The sequence below is a fragment of the Streptomyces sp. NPDC056373 genome (assembly GCF_042262425.1).
Taxonomy (GTDB): Bacteria; Actinomycetota; Actinomycetes; order Streptomycetales; family Streptomycetaceae; genus Streptomyces.
In genome coordinates, this window is record NZ_JBHJPX010000005.1 from 78,034 (window position 1) to 92,335 (window position 14,302).

The 14,302-nt window shown below is 73.0% G+C and carries 14 protein-coding genes; 12 read left to right on the top strand and 2 right to left on the bottom strand.

Annotated elements, in window-relative coordinates; all coding sequences use genetic code 11:
• Positions 1-35: 35 nt before the first annotated feature.
• The 6 genes from cobM to cobC are packed head-to-tail and all read left to right on the top strand — an operon-like array spanning position 36 to position 6,332.
• A complete protein-coding gene (gene cobM, locus ACFCXS_RS11815) occupies positions 36-854 on the top strand; it encodes a precorrin-4 C(11)-methyltransferase (protein ID WP_376643100.1) in 819 nt (272 codons plus the stop codon).
• On the top strand, positions 851-2,089 hold the full coding sequence (cbiE, locus tag ACFCXS_RS11820) for a precorrin-6y C5,15-methyltransferase (decarboxylating) subunit CbiE (RefSeq protein WP_376643101.1): 1,239 nt from the start codon (positions 851-853) through the stop codon (positions 2,087-2,089). Before cobM ends, cbiE begins: the two co-directional genes overlap by 4 nt.
• Positions 2,086-3,777, top strand: a complete 1,692-nt coding sequence (gene cobJ / locus ACFCXS_RS11825) for a precorrin-3B C(17)-methyltransferase (RefSeq protein WP_376643102.1) — start codon at positions 2,086-2,088, stop codon at positions 3,775-3,777. The genes cbiE and cobJ overlap by 4 nt, the downstream gene beginning before the upstream one ends.
• Positions 3,774-4,361, top strand: a complete 588-nt coding sequence (locus ACFCXS_RS11830; protein WP_376643103.1) for a precorrin-8X methylmutase — start codon at positions 3,774-3,776, stop codon at positions 4,359-4,361. Before cobJ ends, ACFCXS_RS11830 begins: the two co-directional genes overlap by 4 nt.
• Positions 4,358-5,287: a sirohydrochlorin chelatase gene (locus ACFCXS_RS11835; RefSeq protein WP_376643104.1), complete on the top strand. Its 930-nt coding sequence runs from the start codon at positions 4,358-4,360 to the stop codon at positions 5,285-5,287. Before ACFCXS_RS11830 ends, ACFCXS_RS11835 begins: the two co-directional genes overlap by 4 nt.
• The gene (gene cobC / locus ACFCXS_RS11840; RefSeq protein ID WP_376643105.1) at positions 5,277-6,332 is read left to right on the top strand and encodes an Rv2231c family pyridoxal phosphate-dependent protein CobC; all 1,056 of its coding nucleotides are present in this window, start codon (positions 5,277-5,279) and stop codon (positions 6,330-6,332) included. The genes ACFCXS_RS11835 and cobC overlap by 11 nt, the downstream gene beginning before the upstream one ends.
• A 197-nt stretch (positions 6,333-6,529) precedes the next feature.
• Here the strand turns inward: cobC and ACFCXS_RS11845 are convergent, their stop codons facing one another.
• Positions 6,530-7,621: an amidohydrolase family protein gene (locus ACFCXS_RS11845; RefSeq protein WP_376643106.1), complete on the bottom strand. Its 1,092-nt coding sequence runs from the start codon at positions 7,619-7,621 to the stop codon at positions 6,530-6,532.
• Between the two features lie 134 nt (positions 7,622-7,755).
• Here ACFCXS_RS11845 and ACFCXS_RS11850 point away from each other — a divergent pair, with 134 nt between their 5' ends.
• The 6 genes from ACFCXS_RS11850 to thpD all read left to right on the top strand — a co-directional run bounded on the left by ACFCXS_RS11850 (position 7,756) and on the right by thpD (position 12,986).
• The gene (locus ACFCXS_RS11850) at positions 7,756-8,856 is read left to right on the top strand and encodes a pyridoxal-phosphate-dependent aminotransferase family protein (RefSeq protein WP_376643107.1); all 1,101 of its coding nucleotides are present in this window, start codon (positions 7,756-7,758) and stop codon (positions 8,854-8,856) included.
• Between the two features lie 57 nt (positions 8,857-8,913).
• On the top strand, positions 8,914-9,450 hold the full coding sequence (locus tag ACFCXS_RS11855; RefSeq protein WP_376643108.1) for a DinB family protein: 537 nt from the start codon (positions 8,914-8,916) through the stop codon (positions 9,448-9,450).
• Positions 9,451-9,789: 339 nt separating this feature from the next.
• Positions 9,790-10,296, top strand: a complete 507-nt coding sequence (gene ectA, locus ACFCXS_RS11860; protein WP_376643109.1) for a diaminobutyrate acetyltransferase — start codon at positions 9,790-9,792, stop codon at positions 10,294-10,296.
• A 59-nt stretch (positions 10,297-10,355) separates the two neighbouring features.
• Positions 10,356-11,627: a diaminobutyrate--2-oxoglutarate transaminase gene (gene ectB / locus ACFCXS_RS11865; RefSeq protein ID WP_376643110.1), complete on the top strand. Its 1,272-nt coding sequence runs from the start codon at positions 10,356-10,358 to the stop codon at positions 11,625-11,627.
• A gap of 44 nt (positions 11,628-11,671) precedes the next feature.
• The gene (locus tag ACFCXS_RS11870) at positions 11,672-12,070 is read left to right on the top strand and encodes an ectoine synthase (protein WP_003989364.1); all 399 of its coding nucleotides are present in this window, start codon (positions 11,672-11,674) and stop codon (positions 12,068-12,070) included.
• Between the two features lie 7 nt (positions 12,071-12,077).
• Complete coding sequence (gene thpD / locus ACFCXS_RS11875) at positions 12,078-12,986, top strand: ectoine hydroxylase (RefSeq protein ID WP_376643111.1); 909 nt, start codon at positions 12,078-12,080, stop codon at positions 12,984-12,986.
• A gap of 250 nt (positions 12,987-13,236) precedes the next feature.
• Here thpD and ACFCXS_RS11880 read toward each other — a convergent pair whose 3' ends face one another.
• Positions 13,237-14,289, bottom strand: a complete 1,053-nt coding sequence (locus tag ACFCXS_RS11880; protein WP_376643112.1) for an aminotransferase class V-fold PLP-dependent enzyme — start codon at positions 14,287-14,289, stop codon at positions 13,237-13,239.
• Positions 14,290-14,302: the final 13 nt, after the last annotated feature.

Here is a 14,302-nt window from a genome sequence, read left to right on the forward strand (position 1 = left end):
CCCCCCTTCACCCCTTGCACGAGAGGACCCATCCCATGGCCGACGCCCCCGCCGGCAAAGTGACCTTCGTCGGCGCCGGCCCAGGCGCCGCGGACCTTCTGACGTTCCGCGCCGCGCGTGCCATCGCCGAGGCCGACGTCGTGATCTGGGCGGCCAGCCTGGTCCAGGAGGAGGTCCTGGAGCACGCCCGCGAAGGCGCGGAGATCCTCGACTCGGCGACCATGTCCCTGGAGGACGTCGTCGCCGTGTACGAGCGGGCCCGCGCCGAGGGGCTGAAGGTGGCCAGGATCCACTCCGGTGACCCGGCCCTGTGGGGCGGCACCCAGGAGCAGGTCGACCGCTGTGCCGAGCTCGGCATCGCGACCGAGATCGTGCCCGGGGTGTCCTCCTTCTCGGCCGTCGCGGCGCTCGCCCAGCGCGAGCTGACCATCCCGGAGGTCGCGCAGTCGGTCGTGCTGACCCGGCTCGGCGGCGGCAAGACGCCCATGCCGCCCGGCGAGGAGGTCCGGGAGTTCGCCAAGCACGGCACCACCATGGCGGTGTTCCTCTCCGCCGCCCGCAGCGGGCAGCTCGTGCGGGAGCTGCTGGAGGGCGGCTACCCGACGTCGACGCCGGTCGTGGTGGCGTACCAGGCGACCTGGCCGGAGGAGCTGGTCGTGAGGTGCACGATCGGCACGCTGGAGGAGACGGTCAAGGAGCACAAGCTCTGGAAGCACACCCTGTTCCTGGTCGGCCCGGCGCTGGACGCGCACGGCACGCGCTCGCACCTGTACCACCCGGGTCACTTCCACGGGTACCGCAAGGCCGACCCGGAGGCCCGCCGGGCGCTGCGCGAGCGGGGAGCGAATACGTGATCACGGTGGTCGGCACGGGGACGGGGGCGGCGCCTTCCGACGACGTCCTCGCCGGTGCCGAGCTGGTCGTGGGCGGGCGGCGGCATCTCGACGCCGCCCGGCCGCCGGAGACGGCCGAGCAGGTCGTGCTCGGGCCTCTCGCGCCGGCCCTCGACACCATCGGCGAGTACGTCGCGAAGGACCGTCCCGTTCTGGTGCTGGCCTCCGGCGACCCCGGCTTCTTCGGGATCGTGCGGGTGCTGGCGGAGCGGTTCGGGCCGCAGCGGCTGGACGTGCGGCCCGGGGTGTCGTCGGTCGCCGCCGCGTTCGCGCGGATCGGGCTGCCGTGGGACGACGCCGTGGTGGTGAGCGCCCACGGGCGGGAGCTGCGCACGGCCGTGAACGTGTGCCGGGCGCAGCCGAAGACGGCCGTGCTGACCGGTCCGGGCGCGGGTCCGGCGGAGCTGGGTGCCGCCTTGCGCGACGCGGCGCGGGTGCTGGTCGTCGCGTCCGGGCTCGGCTCGGACGCGGAGCGCGTGGAGCGGGTGACGCCCGCCGAGGCCGCTGCCCGGGACTGGGGCACGGCGGTGAACGTGGTGCTGTGCCTGGACCAGGCGCGGGAGCTCGGCCCCGTGCGGACGGTCGCGGGGCCCGGGGAGCGGCCCGCAGGCTGGGCCCTTCAGGAGGCGGGTTTCGCCCACCGGGACTCGATGATCACCAAGTTCGAGGTGCGGGCGCTGGCCCTCGCACGGCTGGGGCCGCGCCCGGGCGACCTGGTGTGGGACGTGGGCGCGGGCTCGGGGTCCGTGGCCGTGGAGTGCGCGCGGCTCGGTGCGGCCGTCACCGCCGTGGAGAAGACCGCGGACGGCGTGGAGCGCGTCCGCGCCAACGCCGCCGCGCACGGCGTGGACGTGCGGGTGGTGCGGGGCGCGGCACCGGAGGCGCTGGCGGAGCTCGCCGAGGAACCCGACGCCGTGTTCGTGGGGGGCGGCGGGCGCGAACTGCCCGCGATCGTCGCCGCGTGCGCGCGGCGTGCCCGGCGCACGGTGGTCGTCGCCATGGCGGCGCTCGACCGGGTGCCTGCCGCGCGCGAGGCCCTGACGAGCGCGGGTCTCACCTGCGACGGCGTGCTCCTGCAGTCGTCGCGGCTCACGCCGCTGCCCGGGGACGTGACCCGGCTCGCGGCGACCAACCCCGTTTTCCTGCTGTGGGGCGTCCGGCCCCCGGCAGCTGTCGAAGAAGGAGTCACCCAGTGATCGGCCTCATTTCCGCCACCGCGGCGGGAGCGGCTGCCCGGGACCGGCTGGCCGCCGCGTGGCCGGACCGCACCCGGGTGTACGAAGGTCCCGTCGGGGACGCCGTACGGACCGCGTTCGCGCAGTGCGAGCAGCTCGTGTGCTTCCTGGCGACGGGCGCGGTGGTGCGGCTGGTGGCGCCGCTGCTGTCCGGCAAGACCGAGGACCCGGGCGTGGTGTGCGTCGACGAGGGCGGGCGGTTCGCCGTGTCCCTGCTGGGCGGGCACGCGGGCGGCGGCAACGAACTGGCCCGCGAAGTGGGTGACCTGCTCGGTGCCGAACCGGTCGTGACGACGGCCACGGACGCCGTGGACCTGGCCGGCCTGGACACCCTCGGCCTGCCCGTGGAGGGCGATGTCGCCGGGGTGTCGCGGGCGCTGCTGGACGGCGAGGCCGTGGCGCTGCGGGCCGAGGTGGCCTGGCCGCTGCCGCCGCTGCCGGTGACGGACGAGGGGGCGTACACGATCCGGCTCACCGACCGGCTCGTGGAGGCGGCCGGGCGCGAGGCCGTGCTGCGTCCGCCGACCCTGGTCGTCGGGGTAGGGGCGTCCAGGGGCGCACCTGTGGAGGAGGTCCTCGGGCTGGTCGAGGAGGCCCTGCGGGAGGCCGGGCTGTCGGTGGCGTCCGTCGCCGGACTCGCCACGGTCGACGCCAAGGCCGAGGAGGCCGGCATCGTCGAGGCCGCGCGGCGGCTCGGGGTGCCGCTGGTGACGTACTCCGCGCAGGAGCTGGCCGGGGTCGACGTGCCCAACCCGTCCGACGCGCCGCTCGCGGCCGTCGGCACCCCGTCCGTGGCGGAGGCCGCCGCGCTCGTGGGCGGAGGCGAACTGCTCGTCCCCAAGCGGAAGTCGGCCGCGAGCCCGGCGATGGCGACCTGTGCCGTCGTACGGCGGCCGGGGCGCGGACGGCTCGCGGTGGTCGGGCTCGGCCCCGGCGCGCGGGACCTGCTCACGCCCCGCGCGAAGGCCGAACTGCGGCGCGCGTCCGTGCTCGTGGGACTCGACCAGTACGTCGACCAGATCCGTGATCTGCTGCGGCCCGGCACCCGGATCCTGGAGTCGGGGCTCGGCGCCGAGGAGGAGCGGGCGCGCACGGCGGTCGAGGAGGCCCGCAAGGGTCAGGCCGTCGCGCTGATCGGCAGCGGGGACGCGGGCGTCTACGCCATGGCCTCCCCCGCGCTGGCCGAGGCCTCCGACGACATCGACGTGGTCGGAGTGCCCGGGGTGACGGCGGCGCTCGCGGCCGGTGCGATCCTGGGCGCCCCGCTGGGCCACGACCACGTGTCGATCAGCCTGTCCGACCTGCACACGCCGTGGGAGGTCATCGAGCGGCGGGTGCGGGCGGCGGCCGAGGCGGACATCGTGGTCACCTTCTACAACCCCCGTTCGCGCGGCCGTGACTGGCAGCTGCCCAAGGCGCTGGGCATCCTCGCCGAGCACCGGACACCGCAGACGCCGGTCGGTGTCGTGCGCAACGCCTCGCGGCCGGACGAGTCCAGCCGGCTCACCACCCTGGGCTCCCTCGACCCGGCCACGGTCGACATGATGACGGTCGTGACCGTGGGCAACACCGCCACCCGGGACATCGCGGGCCGCATGGTGACCCCGCGCGGCTACCGCTGGCAGACAGCGCAGGAGGGCGCCGAGTGAACCGCGTCGTCCATCCCATCGAGGTGGAGTCCTACCGGCGCATGCGCGCCCGGCTGGACACCTCGCACTTCCCGCCGCTGACCCGGGCGGTCGTGGAGCGGGTCGTCCACTCCGCCGCCGACCTCGACTACGCCGGCGACCTCGTCATGGACGAGGCCGAGCTGGAGAAGGCGCACGCGGCGCTGCACGCCGGGGCGCCCGTCGTCGTGGACGTGGCGATGGTCGGCGCCGGGATCACCCGGCGCGAGACCGTCTGCCGTCTGAAGGACGCCGAGTCCGGTCCCGGTCTGACCCGGTCCGCGCACGCCATCCGGCTCGCCTACGAGCAGGTCGGCCCCGGTGCCCTCTGGGTGATCGGCAACGCGCCGACCGCGCTGGAGGAACTGCTGACGCTCGACGCCGACCCGGCGCTCGTCGTCGGACTGCCCGTCGGGTTCGTCGGAGCCGTCGAATCGAAGGCCGCGCTGCGCGAGAGCGGGCTGCCCGCCGTGAGCAACGTGTCCGAGAAGGGCGGGTCGGCGGTCGCCGCCGCCGCGCTCAACGCCCTGCTGTACCACCCCACTTCCGCCGAGGAGAAACTGTGACCACCGCGCCCGCCCTGCTCATCGCCGGCCACGGCACCCGGGACGACGCCGGAGCCGAGGCGTTCCGCGACTTCGTACGGCGGCTGGGGGCCCGGCACCCCGAACTGCCCGTCGCGGGCGGCTTCATCGAACTGTCCCCGCCGCCGCTGGGCGAGGCCGTCACCGAGCTGGTCGACCAGGGCGTGCGGCGCTTCGCCGCCGTCCCGCTGATGCTGGTGTCCGCCGGTCACGCCAAGGGCGACATCCCGGCGGCCCTGGCCCGCGAGAAGGAGCGGCACCCGGGCATCTCGTACACCTACGGGCGTCCGCTCGGCCCGCACCCGGCGCTGCTGAACGTGCTGGAGCGGCGGCTGGACGAGGCCCTGGGGTCGGCGGGCCGAACGCCCGGCGACCGGGCCGACGTGACGGTGCTGCTGGTCGGGCGCGGCTCCACGGATCCGGACGCCAACGCCGAGGTGCACAAGGCGGCCCGGCTGCTGTGGGAGGGGCGCGGGTACGCGGGCGTCGAGACGGCCTTCGTGTCGCTGGCGGCGCCGGACGTACCGAGCGGTCTCGACCGCTGTGTGCGGCTGGGCGCGCGCCGGATCGTGGTCCTGCCCTACTTCCTGTTCACGGGCATCCTGCCGGACCGGGTGCGGCACCAGACGGAGGGCTGGGCCGCCGCGCACCCGGAGGTCGAGGTGCACTCGGCCGACGTCATCGGGCCGGAGCCGGAGCTGCTGGACCTCGTGTGGGAGCGGTACGAGGAGGCCGTCAAGGGCGATCTGCGGATGAACTGCGACTCGTGCGTGTACCGCATCGCGCTGCCGGGCTTCGAGGACAAGGTGGGCATGCCGCAGCAGCCGCACTTCCACCCGGACGACGACGACCACCACCACGGGCACGGACACGGGCACCACCACGGCGCTCACTCGCATGCGCACTGAGAGCGGGCACGATCTGCGGCACCACGGGGACGCGGAGGTCCGGGACGACGGCGGTTCGCTCGTCGACCTGGCCGTGAACGTCCGCGCGGACACACCGCCGGTGTGGCTGCGGGAGCACATCGCCGCGTCGCTCGGCGGGCTCGCGGCCTACCCGGACGGCCGGGCGGCTCGGGCGGCGGTGGCCGCGCGGCACGGGCTGCCGGTGGAGCGGGTGCTGCTGACGGCGGGCGCGGCGGAGGCGTTCGTGCTGCTGGCGCGGGCCCTGAAGGTACGCCGGCCGGTCGTCGTGCATCCCCAGTTCACGGAGCCGGAGGCGGCGCTGCGGGACGCGGGGCACACGGTCGGCCGGGTGCTGCTGCGGGAGGAGGACGGCTTCCGGCTCGACCCGGCCACCGTCCCCGAGGACGCGGACCTGGTGGTGATCGGCAACCCGACGAACCCGACATCGGTGCTGCACCCGGCGGACACGATCGCCGGACTCACCCGTCCCGGGCGGGTGCTGGTGGTGGACGAGGCGTTCATGGACGCGGTGCCGGGCGAGCGCGAGGCCCTGGCCGGGCGGGTCGACGTGCCCGGCCTCGTGGTGCTGCGCAGCCTGACCAAGACGTGGGGGCTGGCCGGGCTGCGGATCGGGTACGTGCTGGCGGCGCCGGAGACGATCGAGGACCTCCAGCGGGCGCAGCCGCTGTGGCCGGTGTCGACGCCGGCGCTGGCCGCGGCCGAGGCGTGCGTGGGGCCGCGGGCGGTGGCGGAGGCGGCCCATGCGGCGCACCGCGTCGCCGCGGACCGCACCCATCTGCTGGCGGGCCTCGCCCGTTTCGCCCCGGCCGGGCTGCGGGTGGCCGGACCCGCCGAGGGCCCCTTCGTCCTGGTCCGCCTGCCCGGAGCGTCCACCGTCCGCAGGCGCCTGCGCGACCTCGGCTGGGCCGTGCGCCGCGGGGACACCTTCCCGGGACTGGACGAGGAGTGGCTACGGCTGGCGGTACGGGACCGCAGGACGACCGACGCGTTTGTGGAGGCGCTGGAGCGGGCGCTGGAGGACTGAGGGCCGGGCGGGCCGGGGAGGCCGGTCGTGGCGAACGGCTTCTTCCCGGCCTCGCGGGAGCCCTCGGCCCGAACCGGCGACGGGCGCCTCGCCCATCCGTGTTCGCCGATCACACCCACCAGCCCACGTAAGGGTCTTGCCGCATGAGGCCGGCTTGTGCCGGGAGATCGCCGGGAGAACGTCCGCCCGGGCAGCCCCTAGCCGACCACGCGCCCGTTCAGCACCACCCGGCGCGGCGAGGTCAGCACCCGTACGTCGGCCCGCGGGTCCTCGTCGTAGACGACCAGGTCGGCCGGGGCGCCCTCGTCCAGGCCGGGACGGCCGAGCCAGGCCCGGGCCGTCCAGGTGCCCGCGGCGAGTGCCTCGACGGGCGGGATGCCGGCCGTGACGAGCTCGCCCACCTCGGCCGCGGCCAGCCCGTGGGCGAGACCGCCGCCGGCGTCGGTGCCTACGAAGACGGGGATGCCGGCGTCGTAGGCGTTGCGCACCGTGTCGTAGCGGTTCTCGTGGAGCCGGCGCATATGGGCCGACCAGCGCGGGAACTTGCTCTCGCCGCCGTCGGCGAGCTGCGGGAAGGTGGCGATGTTGACCAGGGTCGGGACGATGGCGACGCCGCGTTCGGCGAACAGCGGGATGAGGTCCTCGGTCAGGCCCGTCGCGTGTTCGATGCAGTCGATGCCCGCCTCGACGAGATCCTGGAGGGAGTCCTCCGAGAAGCAGTGCGCGGTCACGCGGGCGCCCAGGCGGTGGGCTTCGGCGATGGCCGCTTCGACGGCTTCGCGGGGCCAGCAGGCCGAGAGGTCGCCGAGGTCGCGGTCGATCCAGTCGCCGACCAGCTTGACCCAGCCGTCGCCGCGGCGGGCCTCCTGGGCCACGTAGGCGACCAGGTCCTCCGGCTCGATCTCCCAGGCGTAGTTGCGGATGTAGCGACGGGTGCGGGCGATGTGCCGCCCGGCGCGGATGATCTTCGGCAGGTCCTCGCGGTCGTCGATCCAGCGGGTGTCGGAGGGCGATCCGGCGTCGCGGATGAGCAGGGTGCCGGCGTCCCGGTCGGTGAGGGCCTGCTTCTCGGCGACGTCCTCGGGGACCGGGCCGTGCCGGTCGAGCCCGACGTGGCAGTGCGCGTCGACGAGGCCGGGCAGGGCCCAGCCGACGACCGTGCGGACGTCGCGGGCGCCGGCGGGACGGTCGTAGGAGACGCGGCCGTCGACCACCCACAGCTCGTCCCTGACGTCCTCGGGTCCGGCGAGGACCCGCCCCTTCACGTGCAGCACCACCTGATCGCTCATGCACCGCACCTTAATCAGCCGGCCGCGCCGCATCGACGGGGCCCGGTGTCCGCGGGACGCGCCGCGCAGGGGGCCGGGGGGCGCCGGTTACCCTCGATGCGGCCGAACCTGCTGTGAGTGAAGAGAGCATTGCCGTGACGCATCCGTTTCTGGACCTGGCCCCGCTCGGCGCGGACCGCTTCGCCGCGATCGAGGACCGTGTGGCGCGGTTGCTGAGCACCGGGCAGGACGTCGTGATCATGCAGGGCGAGGCGCTGCTGCCGCTGGAGGGCGCGATCCGCGCCACGGCCGGTGAGGGCACGACGGCGCTGAACGTCATCACGGGGCCCTACGGCCAGACCTTCGGCGACTGGCTGCGGGACTGCGGGGCCACGGTGATCGACCTGGCGGTGCCCTTCCACACGGCGGTCACGGCCGAGCAGATCCGGCAGGCCCTCACCGAGCACCCGGAGATCGACTTCGTGTCCCTGGTGCACGCGGAGGCGGCGACCGGCAACACCAACCCGGTCGCGGAGATCGGCGAGGTCGTGCGGGCGCACGGGGCGCTGTTCTACCTGGACGCGGTGGCGTCGATCGGGGCCGAGCCGGTGCTGCCGGACGCGTGGGGCGTGGACCTGTGCGTGATCGGGGCGCAGAAGGCGATGGGCGGTCCGGCCGGGGTGTCGGCGGTGTCGGTGAGCGAGCGGGCCTGGGCGCGGATGGCGGCCAACCCGAAGGCGCCGCGACGGTCGTACCTGTCGCTCCTCGACTGGAAGGAGCGCTGGATCGACGGCGGCCGCAAGGCGCTGCTGCACGCGCCGGCGCAGCTGGAGATGCTGGCGCTGGAGGCCTGCGTGGAGCGGATCGAGGCGGCCGGCCTCGACGCCGTGATGGCCCGGCACGCGTCCGCCGCGGCGGCCACCCGGGCCGGGGCGGTCGCGCTCGGTGGCGGACTGGAGCCGTACGTGTACGAGGCGCGGGACGCCGCGCCCGTCGCCACGACGCTGCGGGCGCCGTCCCAGGTGGTGGCGTCGGAGCTGGTCCGGCGGGCGCTGGAGGCGGATCCGGCGGTGCCGCTCGCCGCCGGCGGGGGTGCGCTGGCCAAGGAGATGATCCGGGTCAACCACTACGGCGCGGACGCGACGCCGGGCGCGGTGCGGGCGGGTCTGGCGGCCCTGGGTGCCGCGTTGGCCGAGCAGGGCCTGCCGGTGGACGTGGCGGGCGCGCTGCGGGCCGCCGAGGAGGCGTGGCGGTAGTCGTCGGCGGGGACGCGCCGGGGCACCGCTGTCGGTGCCCCGTGCCATGCTCCCCGTATGACCACGAACACACCCGCTGACGCCCCCACCCTGCCCGACGGCCGCCCCGTGCCCCGCCTCACGGGCGACGAGCGGGCCATGCTCGAGAGCTGGCTGGACTTCCACCGGGCCACGCTGGAGCTGAAGTGCGCGGGGCTGGACGACACGCAGGTGCGGATCGCCGCGGCCGAGCCGTCGTCGCTGACCCTGCTCGGGCTGGTGCAGCACCTCGCCGAGGTCGAACGGAACTGGTTCCAGCGGGTGGCCGGCGGGCTCGCCGTACCGCCCGTGTTCGAGGACGCGACCGGGTACGCGCTGGATCCGGCGCGTGGGCTCGACGAGGCGCTCGGGATCTGGCGGCGCGAGATCGCGCGGGGCCGGGAGCTGTGCGCCGGGCTGCCGCTGGACCACATCGGGCGGGTGGCCGAGGGGCCGGTGCCCGGGATGGAGGTCAGCCTGCGCTGGGTGCTCATCCACATGATCGAGGAGTACGCACGGCACAACGGTCACGCCGATCTCCTGCGGGAACGCATCGACGGAGTAACCGGGGCCTGAATTGCACGTGCATTCCGCAACATCCCACATGTAAGCTGGCACACAATTAAGAATTTCCTCAAGAAAAGCTTCCCGTATTCTTCTGCCCGCTTTTTCCGGCCCTAAACGCGCAGATTTTGAGGACGCCAGGAGGGGAAATTCTGGCAGACCTCGCGGGGCTTACACGGTTGTGACGCGTTACACATCGTGACCACTTTGCCCGGTATTACCCGGACAATACCGGGCATAGCGCCGCCTCTGCGCGTGATCCCTCGCGCTCGCGCGATAACACAGACGAGGTCCATATGTAACCCCGATCGACGATGCAATTTTGAATTTCGCTGGGTAAGTTCAATTTGCATGACTGCCGTACAAGCAGATCCGCAAATCGACCGCCCCACCGTGGCTGACGGAGCCGCACTCTGGCGGATGGCGAAGGACTCGAAGGTTCTCGACCTGAACTCGTCCTACAGCTATCTGCTGTGGTGCCGGGACTTCGCCGCCACCTCGGCCGTCGCCCGCGACGAGCAGGGCGAGCCGATGGGTTTCATCACCGGGTACGTGCGTCCGGACAGGCCGCACACCCTGCTGGTGTGGCAGGTGGCGGTGGACGAGGCCCACCGCGGGCGCGGACTGGCCGCCGCGCTGCTCGACGGCCTGGTCGCGCGGACCGTGGCCGACCTCGGGGTGACGGCGGTGGAAACCACCATCACCCCGGACAACACCGCCTCGCAGCGCCTGTTCACGTCGTTCGCCGAGCGTCACGGCGCACGGCTGGAGCGCGAGGTGCTGTTCGACACGACCGTGTTCCCCGACGGGCCGCACGACCCCGAGGTCCTGTACCGCATCGGCCCGCTGCCCCACTGAGACTTCCCGCCCCGCCCCACCCCCGCAGACTTCCCCCACGTACCGAGGAGCGATTCGTCGTGACCATCACCCAGCCCGACCTGAGCGTCTTCGAGACCGTCGAGTCCGAGGTGCGCAGCTACTGCCGCGGCTGGCCCACCGTCTTCGACCGTGCGGTGGGCAGCCGCATGTACGACGAGGACGGCCATGAGTACCTCGACTTCTTCGCCGGAGCCGGGTCACTGAACTACGGGCACAACAACCCGGTCCTGAAACGCGCGCTGATCGACTACCTGGAGCGGGACGGCGTCACGCACGGGCTCGACATGTCCACCACGGCCAAGCGTACGTTCCTGGAGGCCTTCCAGAACCTGCTGCTGCGCCCGCGCGACCTGCCGTACAAGGTCATGTTCCCGGGCCCGACCGGCACCAACGCCGTGGAGGCCGCGCTGAAGCTGGCGCGCAAGGTGAAGGGGCGCGAGTCGATCGTGTCGTTCACCAACGCCTTCCACGGCATGTCGCTGGGCTCGCTGGCCGTCACCGGCAACGCCTTCAAGCGGGCCGGCGCCGGTATCCCGCTGGTGCACGGCACCCCGATGCCGTTCGACAACTACTTCGACGGCACCGTCGAGGACTTCCTGTGGTTCGAGCGGCTGCTGGAGGACCAGGGCTCGGGCCTCAACAAGCCCGCCGCCGTGATCGTCGAGACCGTGCAGGGCGAGGGCGGCATCAACGTGGCCCGGCCCGAGTGGCTGCGTGCCCTGTCCGAGCTGTGCGAGCGGCAGGACATGCTGCTGATCGTCGACGACATCCAGATGGGCTGCGGCCGTACCGGTGCGTTCTTCTCCTTCGAGGAGGCGGGCATCGTGCCGGACATCGTCACCGTCTCCAAGTCGATCAGCGGCTACGGCCTGCCCATGTCGCTGTGCCTGTTCAAGCCCGAGCTCGACGTCTGGGAGCCCGGCGAGCACAACGGCACCTTCCGCGGCAACAACCCCGCGTTCGTCACGGCCGCCGCGACCCTGGAGACCTACTGGGCCGACGGCTCCGCGATGGAGAAGCAGACCCGCAAGCGCGGCGAGCAGGTCGAGCAGGCGCTGATCTCCATCACCGAGGAGAACCTGGCCGACGTGAAGGAGTACCGGGGCCGCGGCCTGGTCTGGGGCCTGGAGTTCCACGACAAGGAGCGCGCCGGCAAGGTCGCCAAGCGCGCCTTCGAGCTCGGACTGCTCATCGAGACGTCCGGCCCCGAGAGCGAGGTCGTCAAGATGCTCCCCGCGCTCACCATCACGCCCGAGGAACTGGACGAGGGCCTGAGCACACTGGCCCGTGCCGTCCGCGAGACCGCCTGACACCGAACCGAGAGCACCACTCACCTAGGAGGCATCGCAGCACCGTGATTGTCCGTTCGTTCAAGGAGATCGAAGGTACCGACCGGCACGTGAAGGCGGCGTCCGGTACGTGGGAGAGCAAGCGCATCGTCCTCGCCAAGGAGAAAGTCGGCTTCTCCCTGCACGAGACGGTCCTCTACGCGGGTACGGAGACGTCGATGTGGTACGCGAACCACATCGAGGCCGTCGTCTGCACGGAGGGCGAGGCCGAGCTGACCGACCACGAGACCGGGCTGACGCACACCATCACGCCCGGCACGATGTACCTCCTGGACGGGCACGAGAGGCACACGCTGCGGGTGAAGCAGGACTTCCGCTGCCTCTGCGTGTTCAACCCGCCCGTGACCGGACGGGAGGACCACGACGAGAACGGCGTCTACCCGCTGCTCACCGAGGAGGTGTGACGTTTCCATGACCGCCACCACCGACACCACCACCGGTATCCCGGACCTCTATCCCAGTCGCGGTGCCGTCGAGGCGCTGACCCCGCGCCAGGACCCGGTGGTCTGGGGCGCACCCGACGCCCCGGGCCCGGTCGACCCGGCCGACCTGCTGTCCTTCGAGCGTGACGGCTTCCTGGCCATCGACGAGCTCATCACCGAGGACGAGGTCGCCGTCTACCGGAACGAGCTGAACCGGCTGGTGCACGACCCGGACATGCGGGCCGACGAGCGGTCGATCGTCGAGCCGTCGTCCAAGGAGATCCGCACGGTCTTCGAGGTGCACAAGATCAGCGAGGTGTTCGCCAGGCTGGTCCGCGACGAGCGGGTCGTCGGTCGGGCGCGGCAGATCCTCGGCTCGGACGTGTACGTCCACCAGTCGCGGATCAACGTCAAACCGGGGTTCGGCGCCAGTGGCTTCTACTGGCACTCGGACTTCGAGACGTGGCACGCCGAGGACGGTCTGCCGCGGATGCGCACGGTGTCGGTCTCGATCGCGCTGACCGAGAACTACGACACCAACGGCGGACTCATGATCATGCCGGGGTCGCACAAGACGTTCCTCGGCTGTGCGGGTGAGACGCCGAAGGACAACTACAAGAAGTCGCTGCAGATGCAGGACGCGGGCACGCCGTCGGACGAGGCGCTGACCCAGATGGCCACGCAGCACGGCATCAAGCTGTTCACGGGCAAGGCCGGTTCGGCGACCTGGTTCGACTGCAACGCCATGCACGGCTCCGGCGACAACATCACACCGTTCCCGCGCAGCAACGTGTTCATCGTGTTCAACAGCGTGGAGAACACGGCGGTGGAACCCTTCGCGGCCCCGGTACGGCGCCCGGAGTTCATCGGCGCGCGGGACTTCACAGCAGTGCGGTGACCGCCCTCCCCCGGCCGGGGGTCCGGGGGTTGCCCCCGGAGAAACACGGCATCGGCGCGCGGGACTTCACACCGGTACGGTGACCGCCCTCCCCCGGCCGGGGGTCCGGGGGTTGCCCCCGGAGAAACACGGCATCGGCGCGCGGGACTTCACAGCGGTGCGGTGACCGCAATCTGCGGTGGCGTGGCCGTGTGACAGAGCTGCCGGGTGGGGCCTCCTCGTGTGGGACGGGAGGCCCCACCCGGTTTTTTCATGCCGTCAGGCCGTCCAGGAGCCGGTCGACGTCCGCCGCGGTGTTGTAGAGGTGGAACGCCGCCCGCAGGTTCCCGGCCCGGTCGGAGACCTCGATGCCCGCCCGGCTCAGCTCACCCTGCCGCCGGCCGAGCCCTGGCACCGACACGATCGCCGAGCCCGGCGCGGCGATCGGCTCGTGGCCCAGCTCCGCGAGCCCCGCACGGAAGCGGTCCGCCAGGCCGACGTCATGGGCGTGCACGACGTCGACGCCGATCTCCTCCAGCAGTTCCAGGGACGCGCGCAGTCCCGCGTAGGTGAAGAGGGCGGGACTGACGTCGAAACGCCGTGCGGAGTGGGCGAGTTCCTCGACCGGCCCGTAGCAGCTGTCCCAGGGGCGTTCCCCGGCGACCCAGCCGGCCAGCAGCGGTGTGAGCCCGCCGAAGTCCCGCGGGGCGACGAAGAACGCGGCCCCGTGCGGGCCCATGAGCCACTTGAACCCGACGGCGGCGAGGAAGTCGTCGGCGTCGGCCTCCATCGGCAGCCATCCGGCCGACTGGGAGGCGTCGACGTAGGTGCGGGCGCCGTGCGCCCGGGCCGCCTCGCGCACCGCGGGCAGGTCGGCGAGACGGCCGTCGGCGGACTGCGCGGCGCTGACCGCGACGAGCGCGGTGCCGGGGCGGACGGACTCGGCGACCCGCTCCAGGGGCACGGCGCGCACCTTGAGGTCGCCGCGCGCGTGGAACGGGTTCACCAGGGAGGAGAAGTCGGCCTCCGCCGTGAGGACTTCGGCACCGGCGGGCAGCGAGGCGGCGATCAGCCCGCCGTACTCGGCGACCGAGGCACCGGTCGCGACCCGCTCGGCGGGGACACCGGCCAGCCGGGCGAAGGACGCGCGGGCGGCCTCCACGTCCTCGTACAGGGGACCCAGGGGCGTGCCCTCGGCGCGCATCCGCACCGCCCGCTGCACGGCGTCGACGGTCCGGGCGGGCAGGAGCCCGTTGCTCGCGGTGTTGAGGTAGGTCTGCTTCGGGGTGAACTCGGCACGGACGAGGTTCTCGAAGGTCTCCATGGGTCCACTCTGC